Genomic DNA, 23735 nt, shown 5'->3' on the forward strand with positions numbered 1-23735 from the left:
ACGCCCCTCTTTCGGAGTCTCCCATGCCCCCCTGGCCCTGTCGTTTCGCGCGGGTACTGCCCCTGCTCCTCCTGTCCGTGGCTTGCGCGCCCGAACCCTCGTCCGACATGGCCGAAGCCCCGGACGAAGTCAGTGCCACGCGCGCCGCCGTCACCCTGCCGCCGTCGTATACCGACGCACTGGTGACGAACATCTCGGAGCCCACCGCGCTCGCCTTCACGCCGGATGGGCGGCTGCTCATCACCACACAAGGGGGACAGCTGCGAGTGTTCACCGGGGGCGTGCTCTTGCCGACGCCGGCACTGAACCTCTCCGCCAGGCTGTGCAGCGATTCGGAGCGAGGCCTCCTGGGCATCGCGGTGGACCCGAACTTCATCAACACGGCCCACATCTTCCTCTATTACACGTTCAACAAGTTCAACACCTGCGGGACGAACATCCCCAACGTGCCGGTGAACCGCGTCTCGCGCTTCACGCTGTCGGATGGAAACACCATCAATCCCGCCAGCGAGGTGGTGCTGCTGGACAACATCCCCTCCACAGCAGGCAACCACAATGGAGGGGACCTGGCCTTCGGCTCGGACGGGCGGCTCTACATCAGCGTGGGTGACGGTGGCTGCCAGCTCGGGGACCCGAGCCGCTGCGGCGGACTGAACAACACGGCGCGCAGGCTGGACGTGCTGCTGGGAAAGATTCTGCGCGTCCGCAAGGACGGCAACATGGCCCCGAACAACCCCTGGTTCGACGCGCCAGGAGCCCGACGCTGTGGCAACCCCGCGGGCGTTCCGCCAGGCACCGGTCCCTGCCAGGAAATCTACGCCACGGGCCTGCGCAACCCGTTCCGCATCGCGTTCCGTCCCGGCACGAGCAGCTTCTTCATCAACGACGTGGGCCAGAGCGTCTGGGAGGAAATCGACGAGGGCATCGAGGGCGCGGACTACGGCTGGAACACACGGGAGGGACACTGTGTCACCGCCTCCGCCACGAACTGTGGAGCACCTCCCGCCGGGATGACCAATCCGCTGTTCGACTACAAGCATGGCGCCAACCCCGGCGGCTCCCCCTTCCAGGGCTGCAACTCCATCACCGGGGGTGCCTTCGTGCCGCAGGGAGCATGGGCGTCCAACGATGACGACGCGTACTTCTTCAGCGACTTCGTCTGCGGCAAGGTGTTCAAGCTGACCCAAGGCCCTGGCGGCGCAGTGACGGTGAGCGCGTTCGCCACGGGCCTGGGCAGCGGCTCCGCGGTGTCGCTGCGCTTCGGCCCCTCCAGCACCGGGACGTCGCTCTACTACACGACGTACGAGGGCGGCGGAGAGGTCCGCCGCATCAACTACATCGGCACCGTCCATCGACCACCGTCGCCGTAGTCACCGCCAGCGCCCCTCCACCTGCCAGGCCTCACGTGGAGGGCATCAGCGCCCGGGCGAGGTGCTTGACGTAGTCGGAGCGCTCCCTCGCGGAGCGCAGCGTGTCCGGGCTGGCGATGGACAGGTGCAGCAGGCCCACGTAGGTGGAATACGCCTGGAGCGCCCACGCGCGAGCGTCCCGAAGTGGCATGCCCATGGCGCGGTACAACGACACCAGATAGTCGATGCGCCGTCGGGACACGCGCGCGAGCACCGGCTGGATGAGTGGATTCGCGGCGGCGGCGGCGATGGCCACCTCGATTCTGCCCGCGGGCTCGGGCTCGAACGTCACCACGAGCAACTGACGCAGCCGCGCCTCGGGCGTCGGCAGGGCGTCCAGGCGGGTGATGACATCCTGGGTGGCCAATTGCTCCCACCGCTCGAGCGCGGCCCGCACCAGCGCCGGGCGCCCCTTGAAGTGCCAGTAGAAGCTGCCCTTCGTCACCCCCAGCTTCCCGGCCAGGCGCTCCACCGACAGCGCATCCACGCCATCGACGAGGCTCCACAGCGCCGCGTCCGCCCAGTCCTCGGCCGTCAGCCCAGGGCCCCGACGCCGGGCGCGAATCTCCTCGAAGGTCCGAAAGGTGGAAGGACTCGGCGGGCGGGAAGAAGCGCGGCTCATCGCCCCTCGAAGTCTGGCGGACCGCGCCACTGGCGTCCAGGACCCTCTTCTTGTTACGTCTCCTCCATACGGTACCGTATGGACATTCGGAGCCGTATGTCAGAGGGGAGGCCGCGCATGCGAGTGACGACGGGGACGCTGCTGATGGTCGTCGGAGGGCTGCACCAGCTCGTGGGGCTGGTGCTCTACCGGGGGCCCTTGTGGGAGATGGCGAGCGCGGGAGTCCTCGCCAGCGTGCCGGAGGACATGGGCGCCCGTGCGGCGGCCTTCTGGTTCCTCGTCGCTGGCTGGGGAATGGTGCTGCTGGGTGCCCTGGCGCGCTGGGTGGAACGCGAGACGGGCCGCCCGCCCCCGGCGAGCTTCGGCTGGGGACTGCTGGGCCTTGGCGTGTTCTTGGTGGTGCCCATGCCGGTGACAGGGGGCTGGGTGTTGCTGCCGCTGGGCCTGCTCGCGCTCCGGCGGGCGCGCCGCTTCGTGAAGGCGCTGCCCGGTGTGCCGCCCGAGTTCCTGGAGGGCGCCCACCACGTGGACGTGAAGACGGTGGAGTCGGAGCTCTCCCTGCGCGAGTTCGTCGCCCGGCTGATGTCGTATCAGCCCGCATGGGTGACCGCGCTGTTCAGGGTGCGCGGAGTCTTCGTCCGTCTGCTCGGCCTGCGACAGGTCGGCGTGCCTCAGCCCCGGCGTCTGCGCGCGGAGGACGTGCCCATGAGCCGGGGCGCCACGGCCTCCTTCTTCACCGTACGCCACGCGGAGGAGGAGCGCGCCTGGGTGGTGGGCGCGGAGGACTCGCACCTGGATGCGGTCCTCGCCGTCTGCGTGGAGCCCGGCCCCACCCTCCCGCGCCGCTTCCACGTCGTGACGGTGGTGCGCTACCGGAACTGGGCGGGGCCGGTGTACTTCAACGTCATCCGGCCCTTCCATCACCTGGTCGTCGGCGCCATGGCGCGAGCGGCGGCCGGAACACTCGGCTCCGTGGCCACGTCAGGCGCTCCAACGGCGCATCGGTAGCAGCGGGAGTTCGTGCCGTCCTCTCAGGGAGGCAGTCCGGCGGACAGCGCCTCGCGGATGTTGGCGGCCGTGTACTGCGTTCCCCAGAGGGCGTTCACCGCCAGGGCCACCCACTCCGCGCCGAGCACGACCCCACCCGTGGTCAGCTCGAAGAGTCCCACGCGCGGGTCCGCCAGTTCGCGCAGGCGGGGGGCCACCGCGGACATGTCCCGGCCGTAATACTGGAGGACGCGCACCTCCCACAGCCAGGCCACCAGCGTGTCCTGCACGAAGGGGACGAAGAGCACCTGTGACGGGCCCCCCAGATTCGTCAGCAGGTGCCCCAGCGTCACCGTGTTGACCGCGTGGCCGTACTGGCCCACCAGCAGCCCGTGGTCCAGCCCTCGCGTGTTCCAGTCCGGCGCGTCCAGGTGCAGGAGGTACAGCGCCGTCAGGCTGGGGCCGACAAGGGACGCCAGCGTCTGCGTCTGCTCCACCGGCACGAGCGTGTCCCAGTCCTCGTGGATGACGAGGAACGGCGTGGAGAGCTTCGGTGCCAGGTGCTCGCGCGTCCACCGGCTGTAGTCCGCCCCCGCCGTGCCTGGAGCGCCTCCCGTGGTGGCGTTGATGCGGCGCAGGTAGGGCTCGAAGAAGGTGGCGTACTGGTTGCGCACCACCGGGTCCGACACCCGCGCGGGGATGACGGACGTGAGGTATTCGTACTGGCGCGCGAAGTCGGACAGCGGGAAGAGCGCCACGCCCACCTTGGGCCGCGCCTCCACCGGAGCATCCGCCGCGGCGTAGAGCGCCTCGAAGCCGCCCCATGAGCCGCCATGGACACCGATGCGCGAGCGGTCCACGCCGGGGGCCTGCGCGAGAAAGCGCATGCCCGCGTGCATGTCGTCCCGGTCGTTCTGGATGTCGCCGCCCGCATAGAAGCGACCGAAGACGTTGAGCACGCCGAAGTCGTGGAACAGATAGAAGAACGACTCCGCGGCGATGAACTCGGGCGGGCTGATGGAGAAGGCGATGGCGGACGAGCCCGCGTGGTGGTGGGGCTCACTGTCGTCTGGATGGATGCCAGGCCCTCGCAGGGCCCACTTCTGGTCCACCACCTCGCCCGTCCACGTGATTCCGTCATAGGGACGGGTGAGCATCATCGTGGGCCACAAGCCCGGGTTCCGGGGCGGGAACCACTGGGCATAGGTGGGCGCCTTGCCGGCCTCCTGGAGCCGCAGCAAATGGTACTGCCAGAGCTGACCTCCAGCCTCCGCCTGCCCGGACCCCAGCACCGTCACCGACAAGGCGGGATTCGCGAGCTCGGTGGTGTCGGGAGACACGCCCTCGACGTCCGAGGCGGAGGCGGAGCATCCCAGGAGGGCCAGTGCGAGCAGTATCGTGCGCATGTCCTCCAAGACACCGCGCTCGGACTTTTCTGAAAAGGGTCCGCGGCGATTTCGTCGCGGACCCGACAGCGGACCCAGGCGCCCTGAGAAGACACGCAAGGCGCCTCTCGAAGGCCCCTCTCAGCGCGTCAGAAGTAGCAGGTGCTGTCGGCGCCGCAGAAGCCCTGAGCGTTGTTGCACACGCACTGGGAATCCTCGGAGCAGAACTGCTGGTGGCAGAGAGGGCCACCACCACCGCCACCCCCGCTCGGATACGTGTACTCGCACGCACTTTCGACACAGGCCGCCGTCCGCGCGTTCGGACACGCCTCCCAGCAATCACTCACGTCGGAACAGAAGGACTGGTGGCAGATGGCGAGCGAGGCACGCTCCGCCTCCTGCTCACCGCCGATGCAGACGGCCTCCTCCGTGGATTCCGCGTGGGCGGGCAGCGCGGAGAAGATTCCCGCGAAGAGGGCGAGAAGGGCCGCGACGCTCCACGGCAGGTGCTTGCGAAGTGACACCATGAGGATGCTCCTTTCGACTCACACACAGGCCGCGCGGCATTGCGCGGACCTGGATACAGTCTACAGGAGCAACTCGATTGCACTCCAGGCGCGCTTCCCCGTCACGCGCCCACCCAGACCGACAACGGCGGCCTACTTCGACGCAGGAGGCGCCGGGTCCTTGAAGATGGCCACGTGCGGCTGGCCGTCCTGTCCCACATAACCCCGGTACATGCCCGACGAGTTGAAGGGCATGGCCACGTTGCCTTCGCGGTCCATGGCGATGACTCCGCCTTCGCCTCCAGCCTTCACCAGCACGTCATGGACGACGACGTTGGCGGCCTCGGGCAGGGGGAGTTGCTGGTACTCGACGCGTGCGCAGATGTCGCGCGCCACCGTGTAGCGGATGAAGAACTCACCATGGCCCGTGGCGGAGACCGCGCAGCGCGGGTCCGCGTAGGTGCCTGCGCCGATGATGGGGGCGTCGCCCACGCGGCCGTAGCGCTTGTTCGTCATGCCTCCGGTGGACGTGCCCGCCGCGAGGTTGCCAGCCTGGTCCAACGCCACCGCGCCCACGGTGCCGAACTTGTGGTCGCCCGTCACCGGGTCATAGCCGGGACGCAGCGACGACGAGGGCTGTCCCGGAGCGGGCGTGGCGCGCTCCTTCTCCAGCGCGCGCTGGAGGCTCTGCCACCGCTCCTCTGTGAAGAAGTACTTCGCGTCGACCAGCTCCACGCCCTGGGCCTTCGCGAAGGACTCCGCGCCCTCTCCAATCATCATCACGTGCGGCGACTTCTCCATCACCCGGCGCGCCAGCTCGATGGGGTTCTTCACGTGCCGCAGGCCCGCCACCGCGCCCGCCGCGCGCGTCGTTCCGTCCATGATGGCGGCGTCCAACTCGTTGATGCCGTCATGGTTGAAGACCGCGCCCTTGCCCGCGTTGAAGTGGGGCGAGTCCTCCAGGATGCGGATGGCCGCCGTCACCGCATCCAGGCTGCTGCCGCCCTGAGCAAGGACCGAGTGCCCGGCCTGGAGTGCCTGCTGGAGCACGGCGCGAACCTCGGCCTCGCGCTCCGCGGAGAGGTTCTCCCGGGAGATGCCCCCCGCGCCTCCGTGGATGACCAGACCCCAGCGTGGCTTGCGAGCAGCGGAGCCTTCCTGGGTGAGCCGGGCATCATCGACGCGCGCGGACTCCGCGCTGGTGCAGCCCATGGGAATGAGGAGCAGCGCGGTCCCCGCGACGAGGCTCCGGGGAAGAGAAGGGAGCGAAGCGAACATTCGGCGACCTCCAGCGGCAACCGAGAGACAAGGCGTGTGTGGCACCAACACCCGATGTCCCGGACAGGGTGTCGGGTCGGTAGCACGGCGACCCGGGAGGCACAACGACGCCTGCCCGCCTGCCTGCTTCATCCCGTCATGCAGGGACGCACCACCATGCACAGAGTCCGGAGCGTCCAGGGGACAGGAGCGCGCGATGAAGAAGCTGAAGGGCTTGCGGGTGGCGGTGCTGGCGACGAGCGGCTTCGAGCAGGTGGAGCTGACGCGGCCAGTCAAGAAGCTGGAGCGCCAGGGAGCGGAGGTGACCCTCGTGTCGCTCCTGCCCGGCCACATCCGAGGCATGAACCACATGCTCCCCGGCAAGAAGGTCCGCGTGGACGCGACGCTGAAGGACGTGAAGGCGGCGGACTTCGACGCGGTGCTCCTGCCCGGAGGTCTCATCAACCCGGACACGCTCCGGCAGAGCGCGCTCGCGAAGGACTTCATCCACGACGCGGATTCGCTCAACCTGCCCATCGCCATCATCTGTCACGCGCCGTGGCTGCTCATCTCGGCGGGGCTCACCGAGGGGCGCACGCTCACCTCGTGGCCCGGCATCCGCGACGATGTGAAGAACTCCGGCGCGCAGTGGCGCGACGAGGCGATGGTGCGCGACGACAACTGGGTCTCCAGCCGGGGGCCGCAAGACCTGCCCCTCTTCGAGCGCGCCATGGTGGAGCTGTTCGAGGAGAAGATGCCGGAGGTGCGCGAGCGCATCCGCCACGCCGGGGAGCACCCCGCGCCCGCGCGCTACCATGCTCCGACGGAGCCGACGCGCCGCTGGCCTCGGCTGCTCGCGGGGAGCCTCGCCACGGCGGCCTTGAGCTTCGGCGTCCGCAGGCTCGCGTCACGCTGACGCGCCTCATGCACAGCGGGGACCTCACGAGGGTACCCCGGGCGCACGCCTGAGCCGCGTGCGGGGGCACACGGCTCGGCGACGACGACTTCACGCGCGAACAGCCGCTCCGCGCGTCACATCCAGCCGAGCTGGAGCCGCGCCACGTCCGTCATCCGGCCCTGGTCCCAGGGCGGGTCCCAGACCAGCTCGACGTTGGCTTCCTTCACGCCCGGCACCGAGCCCACCTTGGTGCGCACGTCGTCCACCAGCACCGGGCCCATGCCGCAGCCGGGCGCTGTCAGGGTCATCTGGATGTCCACGCGCTGGCCGCCTTCCGGCAGCGGCTCCGCCTTGCACGCGTACACCAGGCCCAGCTCCACGATGTTCACCGGAATCTCCGGGTCATACACCGTGCGCAGCTGCTCCCAGACCTGCTCCTCGTGGAAGGCACTCGCGTCCCCGGCGGCCTTCTCCTGCGGCGCATACTCCGCGCCCAGCGCCGCGCCGTCCTTCTCGTCGATGCGGAAGAGCTGCCCGTAGGGGTCCTGCACCGTGATGTTGCCGCCCAGGGTCTGCATCACCCGCAGCTCCGCGCCCTCCGGCAGCACCACCCTGTCACCACTGGGAATGATGGTCGCGGGAACCTCCCGCTCCAGCATCGCCGTCACGCCTCGCATGGTCCGCTCCCTCCTTCCCTACTCCGTGGAAACCGCTTCATCTCGCCCTTCCAGCGCCGCGCGCATCGTATGCCACGCGAGGCTGGCGCACTTCACCCGGGCGGGGAACTCGCTCACGCCGGACAGCACCGCGAGCTTGCCCAGCGCCTCCACGTCCACCGACTCCGGCCCCTCCGTCACCAGCTTGTGCACCTTCTCGAAGAGGGCCTCCGCCTCCGCGCGCGTCTTGTCCTTCACCACCCCGGTCATCAGCGACGCCGACGCGCGGGAAATCGCGCACCCCTGCCCCTGGAAGCCGATGTCGCGGATGACGTCTCCATCCACCTTCATCGTCACGGAGAGCTGGTCTCCGCACAGCGGGTTGTGCCCCGCCGCCTCGTGGTTGGCGCCCTCCACCACGCGGTAGTTGCGCGGCCTCTTGGAGTGCTCCAGCACGACCTCCTGGTAGAGGTCCTTCAAGTCGTCCGAGCCCGAGCTCATCGGAACACCTCCCTCACCTTGTGCAGTCCCCGCACGAGCGCGTCCACATCCTCGCGCGTGTTGTAGAGCGCCAGGGACGCCCGCGCCGTCGCCGGCAGCTTGAAGTGCTGCATCACCGGCTGCGCGCAGTGGTGGCCCGTGCGGATGCAGATGCCCTCGCGGTCCAGAATCGTCCCCACGTCGTGCGGATGGATGTCCTCCAGCGTGAAGGACAGCACGCCCGCCTTCTCGCGCGCGGTGCCCACCAGCCGCAGCCCCGGCACCGACTCCAGCGCCTGCGTGGCGTAGGCCATCAACGCCCGGTCATGCTCGGCGATGGCGTCCAGCCCCAACGTCTGCAGATAGCGGATGGCGGCGGCCAGTCCCACCGCGCCCTCCAGGTTCGGCGTCCCCGCCTCGAACCGGTGCGGCACGCGGTTGTACGTAATCTTCTCCATCGTCACGGAGAGAATCATGTCGCCGCCGCCCTGATACGGAGGCATCGGCTCCAGGCGCTCCAGGCGCCCGTACAGCACGCCGATGCCCGTGGGGCCGAACAGCTTGTGCCCGCTCAGCGCATAGAAGTCGCAGCCCAGGTCCTGCACATCCACCGGGAAGTGCGTGACCGACTGCGCCCCATCCACCAGCACGGGGATGCCCTTGGCGTGGGCCCGGCGCGTCAGCTCCTTCACCGGATTCACGGTGCCCAGCGCGTTGGACACGTGGGTCACCGCGAGGATGCGCGTCTTCTCCGTGAGCAGCGCGTCCACCGCGTCGAGCACGAGCTCGCCCCGGTCATCCACCGGAATCACCCGCAGCGTCGCCCCCGTCTGCTCGCAGAGCATCTTCCAGGGGACGATGTTCGCGTGGTGCTCCATCTGGGTGATGAGGATTTCATCCCCGGGCCCCACGTGCTTGCGGCCATACGTCTGCGCCACCAGGTTGATGGCCTCGGTGGTACCGCGCACGAAGATGATTTCCCGCGCGTCCCGAGCGTTGAGGAAGCCACGCACCGTCTCACGCGCGCCCTCGTAGGCCTCGGTGGCCCGCTCCGAGAGGACGTGGACCCCCCGGTGAACGTTGGCGTTGTCGTGCTGGTAGAAGCGGACGATGGCGTCGATGACGGCCTGCGGCTTCTGCGCCGTCGCCGCGCTGTCCAGGTACACCAGGGGCCGGCCCCGCACCTCCTGGTGAAGCAGGGGGAAGTCCTGACGGACGCGCTGCACGTCGAACGTGCTCATGCCGTCACCTCCGTCCGGGGTGCACCCGGAAGCTTCGGGGCGAGCAGCCCTTCCACGCTCGCGCGCACCGGCCCTTCCGGCACCGCATCCACCAACTCCCGAGCGAAGGCATACGTGAGCAACCGCTCCGCCTCCGCGCGGGGAATGCCTCGCGAGCGCAGATAGAACAGCGCCTGCGCGTCCAGCCGCCCCACCACGGCGCCGTGCGCGCACTTCACATCGTCCGCCAGGATTTCGAGCTGCGGCCGGGTGTCCGCCTGCGCGTGCTCCGACAGGAGCAGGTTGCGGTTCTGCTGCCGCGAGTCCGTGCGCTGCGCGTCCTGCCGCACCTTCACCAGTCCGTGGAAGGTGCCTCGCGCGCGGTCATCCAGCACGCCCTTGTACAGCTCGCGGCTGGTGCAGCGGGGCACTGCGTGGTCCAGCGCCGTCCGCTGGTCCAGGTGCTGCGTTCCGCGCCCCACGTACAGGCCATTGAGGGTGGCGTCGCCGCCCTCGCCCGCGAAGGTGACATGCACCTCGTTGCGAGCCAGCACGCCGCCAAAGGCGAAGGTGTGCGACACGAAGCGGCTGTCACGGCCCTGCCGCACGTGCAGACCTCCCACGTGCACCGCCGCGTCACCCTCCGCCTGGAGCCGGTAATGCTTCAAGCTGGCGTTGTCGCCGAGCGTCACCTCCGTCACCGCGTTGGTGAAGCCCTGGCCCGAGCCGCCGCCCGTCGCGCTGGCATACGTCTCCACCAGCGTCGCCTCGCTGCCCTCTCCCGCCACCACGAGGATGCGCGGACTGGCCAGCACCGGCGCATCACCCCGGGTCAGGAAGACGAGCTGCACGGGCACCTCGCTCAGCGCCCCCGGCGCCAGGCGCAGCACGGCCCCGTCCTCCAGCAACGCCGCGTTGAGCGCCGTGAAGGCATGCTCCGCCGCGAGCGCCCGCTGCCCCAGCTCCGCCTCCAGGAATGCCCCGTCCTCCACCAGTGCGTCGCGCAGCGGCTTCAGCGTCAGGCCCCGCGGCAGGCCCGCCACCGACGACAGCTCCGGCGACAGCCGACCATCCACGAACACCAGCCGGGGACCGGGCAGCGCGAGCCGCGCCACCACCGCCGCCAGCTCCGCCGTGCTCCCCGCAGTCGCGGAAGGCACGAAGGCCCCGTCCGCGATGGGCGCGAGGTTCGTGTACTTCCACGCCTCGTCACGCGTCGTGGGCAGACCCAGCCGCGCGAAGTGCGCGAGCCCCTCCTGCCGCACGCGCTGGAGCCACGCGGGCGTGGTCGCCGTGTCCCGCGCCTGGAAGCGCGAGGCCACGTCCACATAACGAGTCAGCCCCGGCGTCATCGCCGTGCCTCCCCGCCCTTCGTCGCGGCACCCTTGCCGTCCTGAAGCCCCAGCCAGCCGTAGCCCTTCTCCTCCAGCTCCAGCGCCAGCTCGCGTCCACCGGAGCGGATGATTCGCCCGCCCGCCATGACGTGGACCTTGTCCGGGACGATGTAGTCCAACAGCCGCTGGTAGTGCGTAATCACCACCATGGCGCGCTGGGGCGAGCGCAGCCCGTTCACCCCACCCGCCACCGTGCGCAGGGCGTCGATGTCCAGCCCTGAGTCCGTCTCGTCGAGGATGGCCAGACGCGGCTCCAGCACCGCCATCTGGAAGATTTCGTTGCGCTTCTTCTCGCCGCCGGAGAACCCCTCGTTCACCGAGCGGTTCATGAAGGCCGCGTCGAGCTGCACCAGCTTGGACTTCTCCTTGGCCATCTGGAGGAAGTCCATCGCGTCCAGTTCCTCCAGCCCCTTCACCCGGCGCTGCGCGTTGAGCGCGGTGCGAAGGAAGTGCAGATTGCCCACGCCCGGAATCTCCACCGGGTACTGGAAGGCGAGGAAGACACCTTCGGCGGCGCGCGCCTCGGGGGCCAGCTCCAACAACGGCTTGCCGTCGAGGAGGACCTCGCCCTTCGTCACTTCATAGGCATCCCGCCCCGCGAGCACGCTCGCCAGGGTGCTCTTCCCAGAGCCATTGGGCCCCATGATGGCGTGCACCTCTCCGGCGCCCACCTCCAGGTCGATGCCCTTGAGGATGTCCTTGTCGCCCACACGGGCGTGCAGATTCCGAACGGACAGCAAAGCCATACCTACCCCACGCTCCCTTCCAGACTCACTCCGAGCAGCTTCTGTGCTTCCACCGCGAACTCCATGGGGAGCTCCTTGAACACCTGCCGGCAGAAGCCATTCACAATCATCGACACCGCGTCCTCTTGAGAGATGCCGCGCTGCCGACAGTAGAAAAGCTGATCCTCGCCAATCTTCGACGTGGACGCCTCATGCTCCACCTGCGCCGACGCGTTCTTCACCTCGATGTACGGCACCGTGTGGGCGCCGCACTTGTCTCCGAGGAGCAACGAGTCGCATTGCGTGTAGTTGCGCGCGTTCTCCGCGCTCTTGAGCACCTTCACCAGCCCGCGGTACGTGTTCTGCCCGCGTCCCGCGGAGATGCCCTTGGACACGATGGTGCTGCGGGTGTTCTTCCCCAGGTGCACCATCTTCGTGCCCGTGTCCGCCTGCTGGAGGTTGTTGGTGAGCGCCACCGAGTAGAACTCGCCCACCGAGTCATCCCCCTTGAGGATGACGCTCGGGTACTTCCACGTAATCGCCGAGCCCGTCTCCACCTGCGTCCACGAAATCTTCGCGCGCTTGTGGGCGATGCCGCGCTTGGTGACGAAGTTGTAGATGCCGCCCTTGCCCTCCGCGTCACCCGGATACCAGTTCTGCACCGTGGAGTACTTGATGGTGGCCCCCTCGAGCGCCACCAACTCCACCACGGCCGCATGCAACTGGTTGGTGTCGCGCTGGGGCGCGGTGCAGCCCTCCAGGTAGCTCACGTACGAGCCCTCGTCGGCGACGATGAGGGTGCGCTCGAACTGGCCCGTCTCCGCGGCGTTGATGCGGAAGTACGTGGACAGCTCCATGGGGCAGCGCACGCCCTTGGGGATGTAGACGAACGAGCCGTCACTGAACACGGCCGAGTTGAGCGCCGCGAAGAAGTTGTCCGAGTGCGGCACCACCGAGCCCAGGTACTTGCGGAGCAGCTCCGGGTGCTCGCGCACGGCTTCGGAGAACGAGCAGAAGATGACGCCCGCCTTGGCCAGCTTGTCCTTGAACGTCGTGGCCACGGACACCGAGTCGAACACGGCATCCACCGCGACGTTCTGCAGCCGCTGCTGCTCCACCAGGGGGATGCCCAGCTTCTCGTAGGTGCGGAGAATCTCCGGGTCCACCTCGTCCAGGCTGTCCTTCTTCGGCTTGAACCGGGGCGCCGAGTAGTAGCTGATGGCCTGGTAGTCGATGGGCTTGTAGGTGACGGCCTGCCACGTGGGCTCGCGCAGCGTGAGCCAGTGGCGGTAGGACTTCAGGCGCCACTCGAGCAGGAAGGGGGGCTCGCCCTTCTTCTCCGACAGCGCGCGGATGACGTCCTCGTTCAGCCCCGGCGGGAAGGTGTCCGCCTCCACCGCGGAGACGAAGCCGGCCGCGTACGGGCGGCGCGTCAGTTCCTGGAGGGTGTCGGTGGTCATGAGCGAACTCCTGTCGTGGCGGAAGATGTCGAGGTGTTGGCGGCGGCTGCCGGGGCGGCCCGCGCGGGGATGCCCAGGCCGATGAGGCGCTCGGGCATGCGCGGCGCAGGGGCGATGAGGTCCGCCAGCGTCAGGCGCCCCAGGGCCTCCTGAATGGCCTGATTGATGAGCCGCCAGTGGCCCCGCACCTGGCACACGGCCTCCAGCTCACAGGGCGCGCCGCCGGTGGTGTGGACGCCACACTCCGTGAGCGAGACGGGGCCCTCCAACGAGGCCACCAGCTCCGCCAGGGAGAGCGACGCGGCGGGATGCGCCAGCCCGTAGCCGCCGTTGGCGCCCCGGTGCGACACCACGAGCCCCGCCTGCAGCAGGCCCTTGAGCACCTTGCTGGCCGAGGGCAATGGCACACGGGTGCGCGCCGCCAGCTCGCGAGTGGTGCGGGTGCCACCCTCCGCGCGAGCCAGCTCGGTCATCAGCACGATGCCGTAGTCGGTCATCTTGCTCATCCGGAGCATGCGGGACGCCTCTCCTCTCTGGGTCCATTCCCACGGGGCCTCATGGCCACCGGGCGCGTCATATGTAATCTGGACCGATTTAGTCCACATTGCATTTTGGGCCGCGTGCTCAAATGCGCCGGGTTGGAGGGCAAGGGGGAGAGGGCTAGGGTGGGAGTCCTGATTTCCGGAGGGAATCCGCTCATGCGTTCACTGCTGCTGCTCGCCACGCTGGCCCTGGCCCTGGCGGGCTGCGAGAAGAAGTCCGCCCCCACCGAGACTCCGCCCACCGGGCAGGCTGGCGACACGCAGGCCGCTGGCACCCAGGCAGGCACACCCGCGCAAGCGCCCGCGGCTTCGGACGCCCAGGCCGTGGCTCCTGACTCGAAGGGGGCCATCCTCATCGGCGAGGTGGGCAGCCTGACGGGCAGCGAGGCGACGTTCGGCGTCTCCGCGCGCAACGGCATCGAGCTGGCCCTCAACGAGGCGAACGCCGCGGGCGGGGTGCGGGGCCGCCCGCTGGCGGTGCGCGTGTACGACAGCCAGGGGCGTCCGGAGGAAGGGGCGCAGGCGGCGACGCGGCTCATCACCCAAGACAGGGTGGTGGCGATCCTGGGCGAGGCGGCCTCCTCCGTATCCATGGCGATGGCGGAGAAGGCGCAGGTGGGCAAGGTGCCGATGATTACGCCCACCTCGACGAGCGCCGAGGTGACGAAGAAGGGCGACTACATCTTCCGCGTCTGCTTCATCGACGAGTTCCAGGGCCTGGTGATGGCGAAGTTCGCTCGGGAGAACCTGAAGCTGTCGAAGGTCGCGGTGCTGACGGACAACAAGAGCGCCTTCTCGATAGGACTGGCGGAAGTCTTCACGGCGAAGTTCCAGGAGTTCGGCGGGACGATTGTCGGCAACGAGAGCTACTCGAAGGGCGACACGGACTTCCGCGCGCAGTTGACGGCGCTCAAGCAGGTGAAGCCGGAGGCGGTGTTCGTGCCGGGGTACTACACGGACGTGGGCATCATCGCGCGGCAGGCGCGCGAGGTGGGGCTGAAGGTGCCGCTGCTCGGCGGTGACGGCTGGGACTCCGACAAGCTGTTCGAGCTGGGCGGGTCCGCGCTGGAGGGCAGCTACTTCTCCAACCACTACTCGCCGGGCAACCCGGACCCTGTGCTGCAGTCGTTCCTCGCGCGGTACAAGGAGAAGTACGGCAGCGTGCCGGACAGCGTGGCGGCGCTGTCGTACGACGCGGCGCGGGTGCTGGTGGAGGCGCTCAAGCGCGCCCCGGACACGAGCGGCCCGGCGCTGCGCGACGCGATTGCCGCGACGAAGGACTTCCCGGGCGTGGCGGGGCGCATCACCCTGGATGCGAACCGGGACGCGGTGAAGGAAGCCGTCGTCCTGAAGGTCGCCGGCGGCAAGGCGGAGTTCGTCACCACGGTGAAGCCGTAGTGACGCCCCGGTCCCCCGTCCTCAAGGGATGGGGGACTGGATGACGTAGTAGACGGAGCTGAAGTACCGCTGGAGCGCGTTGAGCAGTTGCACCAGGAACGGCCAGCCCATCACCGTGAAGCCCATCAGCGCGGCCGTGACGGTGGCGTACTCCACCATCGACTGGCCGTGCAGCTTGCGACGCGACAACGACGCCATCAGCACTCCCCCGGCTTCTTGCAGCCCATGTAGTAGTCGCCGCGCTTGTCGTGCGTCTTCTGGTTGTTGTCGGAGTCCCAGTCGCGCCACTCGTTGTTGAAGTAGGTGCTACTGCCCTGGCCCTGATTGATTCGCTGGGTCGGCGCGCCACCGTTCTGGGGCCGGATGGACATGCTGACCCGGGTCGGGTCATCACCGGGCTTCGAGAGGCTGAGCTCCAGCGTGGGAGAGAGCAGCTTGTTGCTGATGCCCTGCGTGACGAGCGCCTGGGCAGCGGTCTGCATCTGGGTGTAACCCGCGTTCTCGCCGTTCGTGTACACCTGCGCCACGCGTGCGTAGAGGTCGCCTGCCTTCTTCTGCGAGTCGCCGGGCTGGAAGCTCTGGCTCTCGGTGAGGGCCCACGTGTCCGTCACCAGCGCGATGTACTCCCAGGGGAGCAGGTAGGTGTCCTGCTCCACGTCACGCTTCTTCTTGGCGTTCCCGTGGACGTCCTTGGCGCCCTTGTCCTTCGGCTCCTTGGCCAGGTCGACGTCGCTGAACTCCGAGAAGAGCGTCTTGGGGAGCAGGTAGTTCTGCACGCCGCTCCGCGCCGAGCAGCGGATGAGCCCGCCCCGGTTGAACCGGGTCATGTACGCCGCATGCAGCGTGACCCCGTAGCTGCCGACCGCCTGCTGCTCCACCGTACACTCCACCTGCTGAGCTCCTGGGTGCAGCCAGCACGCGTGGGCCACCAACTCCTGGTGGTGGCTCACGTCATCCTTGCATTCGATTCCCTTGTCGGGCCCATAGCTGTCGAGGCCCGACTCGTGGTCGCAATACATCTGCCGGGCCAGGCCCTGCGTCTGGGCGAAGCCCGCGAAGGAATCCCCTCCCTTGGGCTCCGCCGCGTAGTCCGACACCGCGTAATCCCAGACGGTGGAGAGCGTGGTCTCCTGCGCGTCCAGCACGTGGCGCAAGAGGTCGTCCAGGAAGATGGCGTACATGAACACGGGGATGATGACGAGCATGCACAGGGCGGTCTCCACCGCGGCGGCACCCCGAGCGACTCGCGTTCCAGCTCTCTTCATGGGCCTCACAGCGACACCTCCGGTGCCTCGGCGATGGTGGCCGCGTCGCTGTTGCCCGCGTCCTCCAGCACCTTCTTGGCCTCCGCCGGGGTGAAGGGATGCAGCTTCACGCGCCAGTAGGGAGCGAAGAGGTTGGGAGGCTCCGACCAGCCGCCCTGCTTGAAGCGGTGGTAGTAGACCAGGGACTTGGACAGGCTCATGCCCTCGCCAGCCGCCACCGTCAGGTCCCCCGCGCCCTGCTCGCCGTGCTCGAACTTCACGCGCCGGGAGTTGTTGAGCTCCCACGGGGCCTTCTTCGGGTCACCCACGTTCAGCTTCATCGTGTAATAGCTGTAGACGCGCGGCTGACCCCAGTCCCGTCTCACATCCGGGTTGGCGCGGTACTTCATGAAGCAGTTGCCCGAGCCCGCGCACGCCGTGAGCGCCCGCACGTTGGTGCCCTCGAAGCGATGCTGGCCCCGGTGCGCCCCACCGACGGAGTGACCACCGCCTCCTGAGTCACTCCAGATGGAGGCGTCATAGGGCAACGGCAGGCCTGTCGATTCGTGCCAGGAGACCTGCGTGAAGATCCCCGACTCGGCGGCGGCCACTGTGGACCCCTGGTTGCCCGGACTCTGACCGCCTCCGTAGACATTGTTCTGACTCTGCACCGTCTTGGAAGAGCCCTTGTGGAGGGTCAGTGTGTTCACCCCCGTGCCGGGAAGATCCAGGACCTCCTTCACGAACTCAGGATGAAGATTCGTCGGAATACCCCCAGTGATATTCCGGTTCGCGGGCCATCCCGAACGGCTCGCATTGCCAATCTCCGTCACGACGCGCGCACGGGCCTCGGGCGAGGAGTTCGGCACACTGCCCTGGCATTGCATCCCATCCACGGCGCAATTGAACTCGTTGGCGTTGAGGGCACCCACCGCCGAAGACAGGTCACTCACATTGGGCGCGGCGTCGGTCTTGAGCCGGGACAGGCCATGGCTGGAGCCGTCCTTCACCGCCTGCACGGTCTTCTCATGGACCGAGCGCTGCGAGGTGTGGATGTTGTCCACCATCAGGTCCAGTCCCTCCATGGCACTCCTGAAGTTCCCCTCCAGCCCCCTGACCTTCCGGTCGTACATATCGCCCTGCTTCCTGAACTTCTCCATGACCCGCCCGGCGTCCACCGCGTGCTGGCAGCAAGGGCACGTCCCCTTGCAGGCGACGCACCTGGCGGTCTCCTGCGCGATAATCAGGGGGAAGCTCATTTGCCCCGCGCGCATGATCTGGCCGGTGATGCTCGCGGTGGCCATGTACGCGTGAAGGCTGTTCATCGCCACGTAGGAGCCAGCGATGGCCCGGTTGGTCACCGCGTAATAGTTGAGTGCCCGCGCCTCCAACACGCCCATGGAGAACGACATGGCATCGCCATGTTGCTGCAGGCTCATCTTCTGGCGCAGCGCGTGGCTCAGGTTGAAGCTCAGCGTCACCATCAGCGCGAGCACCAGGAACGACAGCGAGCCCAGGACAATGGCCTGTCCGCGCTGGATGCGACGGCGCGACCGGCTCAGTAGGAGAACGGGAAGAGGCATACGTTGCTCCCTGGAAGGTCGCTGGTGTTGAGGTAGAGATTCGACTGCATCCGCATCGTGTACGTGGCGCGGATGGGCGCGATGTAGATGCCCTTGGAGGCGGCGCTGTCGTAGGGGCTCTCGCCCTTGCCGGCGCTCCCGAACCTGCGCCCGGAGGCCTTGCTCTTCTCCGCCGCCTTCACCTCGCCCATGCGCACCACCATGGGCATGTCGCGGGCGCGCGCGGCGTTGTAGATGACCCAATCCGCGAACGGGATGACGAGCCGGTAGTTGAACGTCACCTGCACACGCAGCTTGGTGCGGTGGCTCTGCTTCCAGTCGTCGGAGGTCGCGTTGTCCGGGTCGTCGAAGTCCAGCTCACCACCGCCGCCGCCCACGTCCGCCTTCGTCGGCCCGCAGATGGTGACCTCGGCGTACTTCAAGTCCGTGTCCGCCATCTCGTTGCTCTTCAGCTCGCTCCACTTCGTCGTGAAGTCCTGCCCGCTGTTCACCGGGCGGACATATTCGATGCCGTCCGGCCCCGAGGAGCGCTTGGCCAGCATCGGCAGGAGCACGGCGACCGCCGCCCGCTCCATCTCCTTCACGCTCGCGTTGTGGATGGAGCCGGCCCGCACCGCTTTGTAGGCGGCGTACTTCGTCAGGAGCCGCGCCTGGTGCATCAACCCCAACTGCAGGATGCCCAGGATGAGAAAGACGAAGAGCGGCAGGACAATCGCGGACTCCACCGCGGCCTGTCCAGACTGTGCCCTTGCAAGGCGAAGGCAGAGGCGACATCGCATACACCAATCACTACCACACCCACAGCGCCCCCCTCAAAACCCCGGGGATTCAAAACCTCCACTCAAAACCCGCAATGTTGCCCCCTGCACACGAATGACAATCATTCCCCACGAGGCGTTGCCTTCGTCACAATCGCGTCACCTTGGCCGCTTGCCCTCACATGCACCGGACAAATACAGCCATGCTCCATGGTGGGAACCCACGACACGGAGATATGACAAACACCCGACATTATTGGGAGGCATGAGAGGCCATGCACTGCCTGCTGGCCCGTGGGGCAGCCAGGCCTCCCTCGCACGCTTGAGCAGATGTTTCGGGGGAAACACGTAGGTGGCGCGGTTCCGGTGCGCTCACGTACGGGAAAGCCCGCGCGGCCTCACTCACGGCGTCCGCGGGTCACAACTCCGTCCTGGCCTCGATGCCACGGGCCCCGCCCCCATGCCGGGGGCGACTCCACGCCCCTACGGGATGGGCGACTGGATGACGTAGTAGATGGAACCGAAGTACCGCTGCAGTGCGTTCAGCAACTGCACCAGGAACGGCCAGCCCATCACGGTAAAGCCCATCAGCGCGGCGGTGACCACGGCGTACTCCACCATCGACTGACCGCGCGCCCGAACAAGCCCCAGCCTCCGGGGTGACTTCGCCATCGCTGTATCCTTCCTGTCGTTCACGGAGCGGCACCTCGCTGGAGCAGCGAGACCTGAAGCTCCACTCCTGGCGCCTCCGCGCGCGTGCGCAAGGTGGCCCGCCCCAGGGTGGTGCCCTTCATCAACTCGAACGCGATGCCGTTCGCATCCACCGGCTCCACGGCCCCCACGTCCCAGCCCTGCTGCGTGAGCAGGTTCCGGTACCGCTCGCCCACCGAGGTCGGAGAGCCCTCCGGCAGCTGGCCGGAGACGACGTGGTGCGAGGCCCCCTCCATGGAGAAGGAGAGCGTGACGGGTTGACCCAGCTCGGGCGGCAGCGGAATCCAGGGCGGCACCCGCGAGGCCCGCTTCAACAGCGGCGCCACCTGCCCCGCCGACACGAAGCCCAGCGTCTCTCCTCCCTGCGCCAGCACGGAGACGAGCCGCATCTCCTCCGTCGCCGGGCTCCAGTACCCCACCCAGCCCCCGTGCTCGCCATGGCGCTCGCCGAGCACCGGCAGCCCGTTGTCCAGCAGCACCTGCCGGTAATGGGAGAGGACCTGCTCCGGCGTGTCCTTCGTGGAGAACCACGCCACGGCGATGGGCACGTCCGGGCCCAGGTAGTCCACCGCGAGCAGCTCCGCGCGGCTCGCCCGGGGATACGCGGGGAAGTGCACCAGCGCGCGCTTCAGCGCGGCCTCCTCCTCGGGCGAGCGCCCCGCGGGCTTCGCGGGGGGCGCATCATCGAGCGAGGGCGGAGGAGCCCACTCCTCCGTCGCGTCGCGCCGCCCGTAGACGGCGCCCTCCCAGGCAAAGCCAATCAACGAGCCCACCACGGCCACGGAGAACAGCAGCGCCGGCACGCGGATGACCAGGCTCGAGGCACGCGACATCAGCAGCTCTCCGCCTGGGCACAGCCCAGGTAGTTGTTCCCTCGGGCGTTGTGCGTGGCCTCGTTGTTGTCCTTGTCCCAGTCCTTCCACTCGCTGTTGAAGTAGCTGGCGCTTCCGCCGTTCTGATCCAGGGTCTGCACCGGCCCGCCGCTCGACGGGAAGGGCTTGATGGAGAGGCTGGGCTCGCGCGGGTCATCCCCGGGGGGCATGGAGTCCAGGCGAATCGCGCTGTTGAGCACTTCCTGCGTGGCCTGACTGACGAGCGCCTCGGCGGCCGAGGACATCTGGGTGTACCCCGCGTTGTCCTGGTTCTTGTAGACCTGTGCCAGCCGCACGTAGAGGTTGTCCTCTTCGCCGTTCGCCGTCCCCGGCCCCTGGTTCGCGGCCTTCGTGAGCGCCCACGTATCGGTGACGATGGCGATGCGCTCCCAGGGCAGCAGGTAGACGTCGCCCTCGAGCCCGCGCGGGTCGTCCTGCAAGTCGCCCCCCGTCGCGTTGCCGTGGATGCCATCGGAGCGCTTCTTCGTCTGCCGCGCGAGCCCCACCTGACTGAAGTCCTGCAGGAAGGACTTGGGCAGCAGGTAGTTCTGCACGCCCAGGCGCGCCGAGCAGCGGATGACGCCACCCTTGCCGAACTGGTCCATGTACGACTGGTGCAGGTCCACGTTGTACGCGCCCGCGGGACCGCCACCACCGCCGCCATTGGGGTCGGCCTGGTTCAGCGTGCACTGCACCTGCTGCGCTCCCGGGTTGAGCCAGCACGCATGCGCGGACACCTCCGCGTGGTGGCCCTCGTCGTTCTCACACTCGGGACCCTTGCCAGGGCCGAAGCTGTCGAGGCCCGACTCGTGGTCGCAGTACATGAGCCGCGCGAAGTACTGCGCGCCGGTGAAGCCATTGAAGGGCTCCGGGCCGGACTCGGGCGGGTCCTTGGGCGGGGTCGGATAGTCCTGCACGGCGTAATCCCAGACAGTGGACAGCGCCGTCTCCTGCGAATCCAGCGTGTGCCTCAGCAGGTCGTCCAGGAAGAGCGCGTACATGAAGACGGGGATGATGACCAACATGCACAGCGCCGTCTCCACGGCGGCGGCGCCCCTGGCCGCGCGATGTCTGGAAGTCCTCACAGCGCAACCCCTTCCACCTGCGACATCTGGGCGGCTTCCGAGTTGCCCGCGGCCTCCAGCACCTGCTGCGCATCTCCCTTGGTGTAGGGGTGCAGCTTGGCGCGCCAGTAGGGCGCGAAGAGGTTGGGGGCCTCCTTCCAACCGTCGTCGCCGAAGCGGTGGTAGTAGACGAGCGACTTGGACATGGCCATGCCCTCGGTCGCCGCGACGGTGAGGTTTCCATCGCCTTGCTGGCCATGGGTGAGCTTCACCTGCGCCGAGGAGTTGAGCTCCCAGGGCGCGCGCTTCGTGTCGCCCACGCGGAAGCGCATGGACAGGTAGCTGTAGACGCGCGGCTGGCCCCAGTCCCGGTCCGGGTCCGGGTTGGCGCGGAACTTCATGAAGCAGTTTCCAGAGCCCGCGCAGCCGGTGAGCGCCCGGACGTTGACGCCCTCGAACCGATGCTGGCCCGAGTGTGCGCCATCACCCTTGTGGTCGCCGCCGCTGTCGTCGCTCCAGATTTCCGACTTGAAGGAACTGAACCCGAAGCCGTGCTTCCATTGGTGGGTGATGTTGCCCTCATCCTGCGCCGCCACCATGGAGCCCTCGTTGCCCCCCTCCTGGCCGCCCTGGGTGAGCTGTCCATTGTCCTTCACCGTCTTGGCCGTCCCCCGGGTGCCGTTGATCATCTTCTGGGCTTCGTTGTTCGGGATGTCGTCCATCTCCTGGAAGAACTGGGCGTTGAGGTACTTGGGCTTGTTCATCGGGGAGCCCATTCCCGGGCTCGTCCGGGTCGCGGGCCATCCGGAGCGGGTCGCGTTGGCGATCTCCGTCATCACCCGCGCGCGGGCCTCCGGTGAGGAGTTGCTCTCGCTGCCCTGGCACTCCATCCCATCCACGGCGCAGTTGAACTCGTTGGCGTTGATGGAACCCACCGCCGACACGAGCTCGCTCGCGTTGGGCGCGGTGTAGCTCTTGAGCTGGGACAGGCCGTGGCTCCTGCCATCCTTCACCGCCTGAAGGGTCTTGTCGTGGACCGAGCGCTGGGCGGTGTGGATGTTGTCCACCATCAGGTCCAGCCCCTCCATGGCCGTGTTGAAGTTGGACTCGAAGTCCTTGACCTTGTCGTCGTAGTCGTCGCCGGCGTCACTGAAGTCGTTGGCGATCTGGATCGCCTCCGCGATGTGCTCGCAGTGGTCGCACATGAACTCGCACGCGACACACAGACCGAACTCAATGAGGGCGATCTGCATGAAGTTGTTGGACGAGGCCCGCATCATCTCGCCGGTGAGGCTGGCGGCGGACATGTATGCGTGCAGGCTGTTCATCGCCACGTAGGAGGTGGCGATGGCCCGGTTGCTGACCGCGTAGTAGTTGAGCGCGCGCGCCTCCAGCACCGCCATGGAGAACGACAGGGTGTCGCTGTGCTGCTGCAGGCTCATCTTCTGGCGCAGCGCGTGGCTCAGGTTGAAGCTCAGCGTCACCATCAGCGCGAGCACCAGGAACGACAGCGAGCCCAGGACGATGGCCTGCCCCCGCTGGATGCGACGGCGCGACCGGCTCAGTAGGAGAACGGGAAGATGCATGCGTTGCTCGCTGGCAGGGCGTTGGTGTTGAGATAGAGATTGGACTGCATCCGCATGGTGTACGTGGCGCGGATGGGCATGATGTAGATGCCCTGGCCGGCGGCGCTCTCGTAGGGGCTCTCCCCCGTGGCGGCGCCTCCGAAGCGGCGGGTGGAGACCTTGGCCTGCTCCGCCGCCTTCACCTTCCCCATGCGCATCAGCATCGGCATCTCACGGCCGCGCGCGGCCTGGTAGATGACCCAGTCCGCGAAGGGAATCAGCAGCCGGTAGTTGAGCGTGAGCTGGATGCGCAGCTTGGTGCGGTGGTTCTGCCGCCAGTTGGCCGGGCTGGTGTTCTTGGGGTCGTCGAAGTCGAACTCCGCCCCTCCGGAGACCTCTTCCTGCGTCGGGCCGCAGACGGTGACCTCCGCGTACTTCAGGTCCACGCCGGGCATCTCGTTGCTCTTCAGCTCGTTGAACTTGGTCTCGAACTCCTGCGCGCTGCCCACCGGGCGGGTGTACTCGATGCCACCCGCGCCACCAGCCCGGCTGCTGAGGATGGGCAGCAGCACCCCGAGCGCGGCGGCCTCCATGGTCTTCACGTTGGCGTTGTGGAGGGAGCCGGCTCGCACCGCCTTGTAGGCGGCGTACTTCGTCAGGAGCCGGGCCTGGTGCATCAGCCCGAGTTGGAGCGTGCCCAGGATGAGGAACACGAAGAGCGGCAGGACGATGGCGGACTCCACCGCGGCCTGGCCTGATTGGGTCGCTGTGGTGAGGGAGCGCATCCAGCCTCGCGAAAGGGCGCTGGGGTACCGCACGCCCCGAGCACCACGAAGTTACACTGACAATCTGATCTCGCGATTCACGACCCTAATGTTGCCGGCGCGGAGACGAAAACTTCGCGGGCCGTCATCGCAGGCTCGAAGCATCCCTCTCCCTGGGAAAAAAGCCGCGCCAGAAGACTCTCGGCGGCCACATGACCGATGGGTCGCGCCAAAA

Annotated in this window: 24 protein-coding genes; 4 read left to right on the forward strand and 20 right to left on the reverse strand. The window is 67.9% G+C overall.

Features of this window, described 5'->3' with window-relative positions; genetic code table 11:
- Window positions 1–23: 23 nt before the first annotated feature.
- Complete coding sequence (locus HUA76_RS00340; RefSeq protein ID WP_174459681.1) at window positions 24–1370, forward strand: sorbosone dehydrogenase family protein; 1347 nt, start codon at window positions 24–26, stop codon at window positions 1368–1370.
- A 31-nt stretch (window positions 1371–1401) separates the two neighbouring features.
- Here HUA76_RS00340 and HUA76_RS00345 read toward each other — a convergent pair whose 3' ends face one another.
- Window positions 1402–2031 (reverse strand): TetR/AcrR family transcriptional regulator, encoded by a 630-nt coding sequence (locus tag HUA76_RS00345; RefSeq protein WP_141644442.1) that lies wholly within the window; start codon window positions 2029–2031, stop codon window positions 1402–1404.
- Window positions 2032–2148: 117 nt separating this feature from the next.
- Here HUA76_RS00345 and HUA76_RS00350 point away from each other — a divergent pair, with 117 nt between their 5' ends.
- Window positions 2149–3039: a DUF6463 family protein gene (locus HUA76_RS00350; RefSeq protein ID WP_174459682.1), complete on the forward strand. Its 891-nt coding sequence runs from the start codon at window positions 2149–2151 to the stop codon at window positions 3037–3039.
- A 23-nt stretch (window positions 3040–3062) separates the two neighbouring features.
- On the opposite strand, the gene HUA76_RS00355 is transcribed toward HUA76_RS00350, so the two are convergent.
- The 3 genes from HUA76_RS00355 to HUA76_RS00365 form a co-directional block, all read right to left on the reverse strand.
- Window positions 3063–4424 carry a S9 family peptidase gene (locus tag HUA76_RS00355; RefSeq protein ID WP_174459683.1) on the reverse strand — a complete coding sequence of 454 codons (1362 nt, stop codon included), beginning with the start codon at window positions 4422–4424 and terminating at the stop codon, window positions 3063–3065.
- Between the two features lie 128 nt (window positions 4425–4552).
- Complete coding sequence (locus HUA76_RS00360; RefSeq protein WP_141644445.1) at window positions 4553–4930, reverse strand: hypothetical protein; 378 nt, start codon at window positions 4928–4930, stop codon at window positions 4553–4555.
- A 132-nt stretch (window positions 4931–5062) separates the two neighbouring features.
- Complete coding sequence (locus HUA76_RS00365) at window positions 5063–6187, reverse strand: isoaspartyl peptidase/L-asparaginase family protein (protein ID WP_174459684.1); 1125 nt, start codon at window positions 6185–6187, stop codon at window positions 5063–5065.
- 196 nt (window positions 6188–6383) lie between these two features.
- On the opposite strand from HUA76_RS00365, the gene HUA76_RS00370 reads away from it, so the two are divergent.
- Complete coding sequence (locus HUA76_RS00370) at window positions 6384–7082, forward strand: type 1 glutamine amidotransferase domain-containing protein (protein ID WP_141644447.1); 699 nt, start codon at window positions 6384–6386, stop codon at window positions 7080–7082.
- 116 nt (window positions 7083–7198) lie between these two features.
- Here HUA76_RS00370 and sufT read toward each other — a convergent pair whose 3' ends face one another.
- From sufT to HUA76_RS00405, 7 genes are read right to left on the reverse strand one after another with little or no spacing between them, the layout of a single operon-like run.
- A complete protein-coding gene (gene sufT / locus HUA76_RS00375; RefSeq protein ID WP_141644448.1) occupies window positions 7199–7741 on the reverse strand; it encodes a putative Fe-S cluster assembly protein SufT in 543 nt (180 codons plus the stop codon).
- 18 nt (window positions 7742–7759) lie between these two features.
- Window positions 7760–8221: a Fe-S cluster assembly sulfur transfer protein SufU gene (sufU, locus tag HUA76_RS00380; protein WP_141644449.1), complete on the reverse strand. Its 462-nt coding sequence runs from the start codon at window positions 8219–8221 to the stop codon at window positions 7760–7762.
- A complete protein-coding gene (locus tag HUA76_RS00385) occupies window positions 8218–9441 on the reverse strand; it encodes a cysteine desulfurase (RefSeq protein ID WP_174459685.1) in 1224 nt (407 codons plus the stop codon). The genes sufU and HUA76_RS00385 overlap by 4 nt, the downstream gene beginning before the upstream one ends.
- The gene (sufD, locus tag HUA76_RS00390; protein WP_141644451.1) at window positions 9438–10772 is read right to left on the reverse strand and encodes a Fe-S cluster assembly protein SufD; all 1335 of its coding nucleotides are present in this window, start codon (window positions 10770–10772) and stop codon (window positions 9438–9440) included. Before sufD ends, HUA76_RS00385 begins: the two co-directional genes overlap by 4 nt.
- A complete protein-coding gene (gene sufC, locus HUA76_RS00395) occupies window positions 10769–11560 on the reverse strand; it encodes a Fe-S cluster assembly ATPase SufC (RefSeq protein WP_141644452.1) in 792 nt (263 codons plus the stop codon). The genes sufD and sufC overlap by 4 nt, the downstream gene beginning before the upstream one ends.
- A gap of 2 nt (window positions 11561–11562) precedes the next feature.
- The gene (gene sufB, locus HUA76_RS00400) at window positions 11563–12999 is read right to left on the reverse strand and encodes a Fe-S cluster assembly protein SufB (RefSeq protein WP_141644453.1); all 1437 of its coding nucleotides are present in this window, start codon (window positions 12997–12999) and stop codon (window positions 11563–11565) included.
- Entirely contained in the window at window positions 12996–13514 is a 519-nt protein-coding gene (locus HUA76_RS00405; protein WP_141644454.1) for an SUF system Fe-S cluster assembly regulator, read from the reverse strand. The genes sufB and HUA76_RS00405 overlap by 4 nt, the downstream gene beginning before the upstream one ends.
- 183 nt (window positions 13515–13697) lie before the next feature.
- Between HUA76_RS00405 and HUA76_RS00410 the strand changes: the two genes are divergently transcribed.
- Window positions 13698–14939 carry an ABC transporter substrate-binding protein gene (locus HUA76_RS00410; RefSeq protein WP_174454636.1) on the forward strand — a complete coding sequence of 414 codons (1242 nt, stop codon included), beginning with the start codon at window positions 13698–13700 and terminating at the stop codon, window positions 14937–14939.
- Window positions 14940–14960: 21 nt separating this feature from the next.
- On the opposite strand, the gene HUA76_RS00415 is transcribed toward HUA76_RS00410, so the two are convergent.
- The 9 genes from HUA76_RS00415 to HUA76_RS00455 all read right to left on the reverse strand — a co-directional run bounded on the left by HUA76_RS00415 (window position 14961) and on the right by HUA76_RS00455 (window position 23521).
- Window positions 14961–15137: a hypothetical protein gene (locus tag HUA76_RS00415; RefSeq protein ID WP_174454635.1), complete on the reverse strand. Its 177-nt coding sequence runs from the start codon at window positions 15135–15137 to the stop codon at window positions 14961–14963.
- On the reverse strand, window positions 15137–16204 hold the full coding sequence (locus tag HUA76_RS00420; RefSeq protein WP_174454634.1) for a hypothetical protein: 1068 nt from the start codon (window positions 16202–16204) through the stop codon (window positions 15137–15139). The genes HUA76_RS00415 and HUA76_RS00420 overlap by 1 nt, the downstream gene beginning before the upstream one ends.
- A gap of 5 nt (window positions 16205–16209) precedes the next feature.
- Window positions 16210–17766 (reverse strand): hypothetical protein, encoded by a 1557-nt coding sequence (locus HUA76_RS00425; RefSeq protein ID WP_174454633.1) that lies wholly within the window; start codon window positions 17764–17766, stop codon window positions 16210–16212.
- Window positions 17742–18545: a TadE/TadG family type IV pilus assembly protein gene (locus tag HUA76_RS00430; RefSeq protein ID WP_174454632.1), complete on the reverse strand. Its 804-nt coding sequence runs from the start codon at window positions 18543–18545 to the stop codon at window positions 17742–17744. The genes HUA76_RS00425 and HUA76_RS00430 overlap by 25 nt, the downstream gene beginning before the upstream one ends.
- A 462-nt stretch (window positions 18546–19007) precedes the next feature.
- Complete coding sequence (locus HUA76_RS00435) at window positions 19008–19196, reverse strand: hypothetical protein (protein WP_141644460.1); 189 nt, start codon at window positions 19194–19196, stop codon at window positions 19008–19010.
- Between the two features lie 20 nt (window positions 19197–19216).
- Entirely contained in the window at window positions 19217–20068 is an 852-nt protein-coding gene (locus HUA76_RS00440; protein ID WP_174454631.1) for a hypothetical protein, read from the reverse strand.
- Window positions 20068–21192, reverse strand: a complete 1125-nt coding sequence (locus HUA76_RS00445; RefSeq protein ID WP_371823411.1) for a hypothetical protein — start codon at window positions 21190–21192, stop codon at window positions 20068–20070. Before HUA76_RS00445 ends, HUA76_RS00440 begins: the two co-directional genes overlap by 1 nt.
- Window positions 21189–22757, reverse strand: coding sequence for a hypothetical protein (locus HUA76_RS00450; protein ID WP_174454629.1), 1569 nt, complete (start codon window positions 22755–22757; stop codon window positions 21189–21191). The genes HUA76_RS00445 and HUA76_RS00450 overlap by 4 nt, the downstream gene beginning before the upstream one ends.
- A complete protein-coding gene (locus HUA76_RS00455; RefSeq protein ID WP_141644462.1) occupies window positions 22733–23521 on the reverse strand; it encodes a TadE/TadG family type IV pilus assembly protein in 789 nt (262 codons plus the stop codon). Before HUA76_RS00455 ends, HUA76_RS00450 begins: the two co-directional genes overlap by 25 nt.
- Between the last annotated feature and the right edge of the window lie 214 nt (window positions 23522–23735).

Origin of the sequence: Myxococcus sp. CA056 (genome assembly GCF_013336715.1) — a bacterium.
Taxonomy (GTDB): domain Bacteria; phylum Myxococcota; class Myxococcia; order Myxococcales; family Myxococcaceae; genus Myxococcus; species Myxococcus llanfairpwllgwyngyllgogerychwyrndrobwllllantysiliogogogochensis.

Coding starts and splice junctions, on each gene's coding strand:
- HUA76_RS00340 (WP_174459681.1), top strand. CDS start 24: ATGCCCCCCTGGCCCTGTCGTTTCGCGCGGGTACTGCCCCTGCTCCTC.
- HUA76_RS00345 (WP_141644442.1), bottom strand. CDS start 2,031: ATGAGCCGCGCTTCTTCCCGCCCGCCGAGTCCTTCCACCTTTCGGACC.
- HUA76_RS00350 (WP_174459682.1), top strand. CDS start 2,149: ATGCGAGTGACGACGGGGACGCTGCTGATGGTCGTCGGAGGGCTGCAC.
- HUA76_RS00355 (WP_174459683.1), bottom strand. CDS start 4,424: ATGCGCACGATACTGCTCGCACTGGCCCTCCTGGGATGCTCCGCCTCC.
- HUA76_RS00360 (WP_141644445.1), bottom strand. CDS start 4,930: ATGGTGTCACTTCGCAAGCACCTGCCGTGGAGCGTCGCGGCCCTTCTC.
- HUA76_RS00365 (WP_174459684.1), bottom strand. CDS start 6,187: ATGTTCGCTTCGCTCCCTTCTCTTCCCCGGAGCCTCGTCGCGGGGACC.
- HUA76_RS00370 (WP_141644447.1), top strand. CDS start 6,384: ATGAAGAAGCTGAAGGGCTTGCGGGTGGCGGTGCTGGCGACGAGCGGC.
- sufT (WP_141644448.1), bottom strand. CDS start 7,741: ATGCGAGGCGTGACGGCGATGCTGGAGCGGGAGGTTCCCGCGACCATC.
- sufU (WP_141644449.1), bottom strand. CDS start 8,221: ATGAGCTCGGGCTCGGACGACTTGAAGGACCTCTACCAGGAGGTCGTG.
- HUA76_RS00385 (WP_174459685.1), bottom strand. CDS start 9,441: ATGAGCACGTTCGACGTGCAGCGCGTCCGTCAGGACTTCCCCCTGCTT.
- sufD (WP_141644451.1), bottom strand. CDS start 10,772: ATGACGCCGGGGCTGACTCGTTATGTGGACGTGGCCTCGCGCTTCCAG.
- sufC (WP_141644452.1), bottom strand. CDS start 11,560: ATGGCTTTGCTGTCCGTTCGGAATCTGCACGCCCGTGTGGGCGACAAG.
- sufB (WP_141644453.1), bottom strand. CDS start 12,999: ATGACCACCGACACCCTCCAGGAACTGACGCGCCGCCCGTACGCGGCC.
- HUA76_RS00405 (WP_141644454.1), bottom strand. CDS start 13,514: ATGCTCCGGATGAGCAAGATGACCGACTACGGCATCGTGCTGATGACC.
- HUA76_RS00410 (WP_174454636.1), top strand. CDS start 13,698: ATGCGTTCACTGCTGCTGCTCGCCACGCTGGCCCTGGCCCTGGCGGGC.
- HUA76_RS00415 (WP_174454635.1), bottom strand. CDS start 15,137: ATGGCGTCGTTGTCGCGTCGCAAGCTGCACGGCCAGTCGATGGTGGAG.
- HUA76_RS00420 (WP_174454634.1), bottom strand. CDS start 16,204: ATGAAGAGAGCTGGAACGCGAGTCGCTCGGGGTGCCGCCGCGGTGGAG.
- HUA76_RS00425 (WP_174454633.1), bottom strand. CDS start 17,766: ATGCCTCTTCCCGTTCTCCTACTGAGCCGGTCGCGCCGTCGCATCCAG.
- HUA76_RS00430 (WP_174454632.1), bottom strand. CDS start 18,545: ATGCGATGTCGCCTCTGCCTTCGCCTTGCAAGGGCACAGTCTGGACAG.
- HUA76_RS00435 (WP_141644460.1), bottom strand. CDS start 19,196: ATGGCGAAGTCACCCCGGAGGCTGGGGCTTGTTCGGGCGCGCGGTCAG.
- HUA76_RS00440 (WP_174454631.1), bottom strand. CDS start 20,068: ATGTCGCGTGCCTCGAGCCTGGTCATCCGCGTGCCGGCGCTGCTGTTC.
- HUA76_RS00450 (WP_174454629.1), bottom strand. CDS start 22,757: ATGCATCTTCCCGTTCTCCTACTGAGCCGGTCGCGCCGTCGCATCCAG.
- HUA76_RS00455 (WP_141644462.1), bottom strand. CDS start 23,521: ATGCGCTCCCTCACCACAGCGACCCAATCAGGCCAGGCCGCGGTGGAG.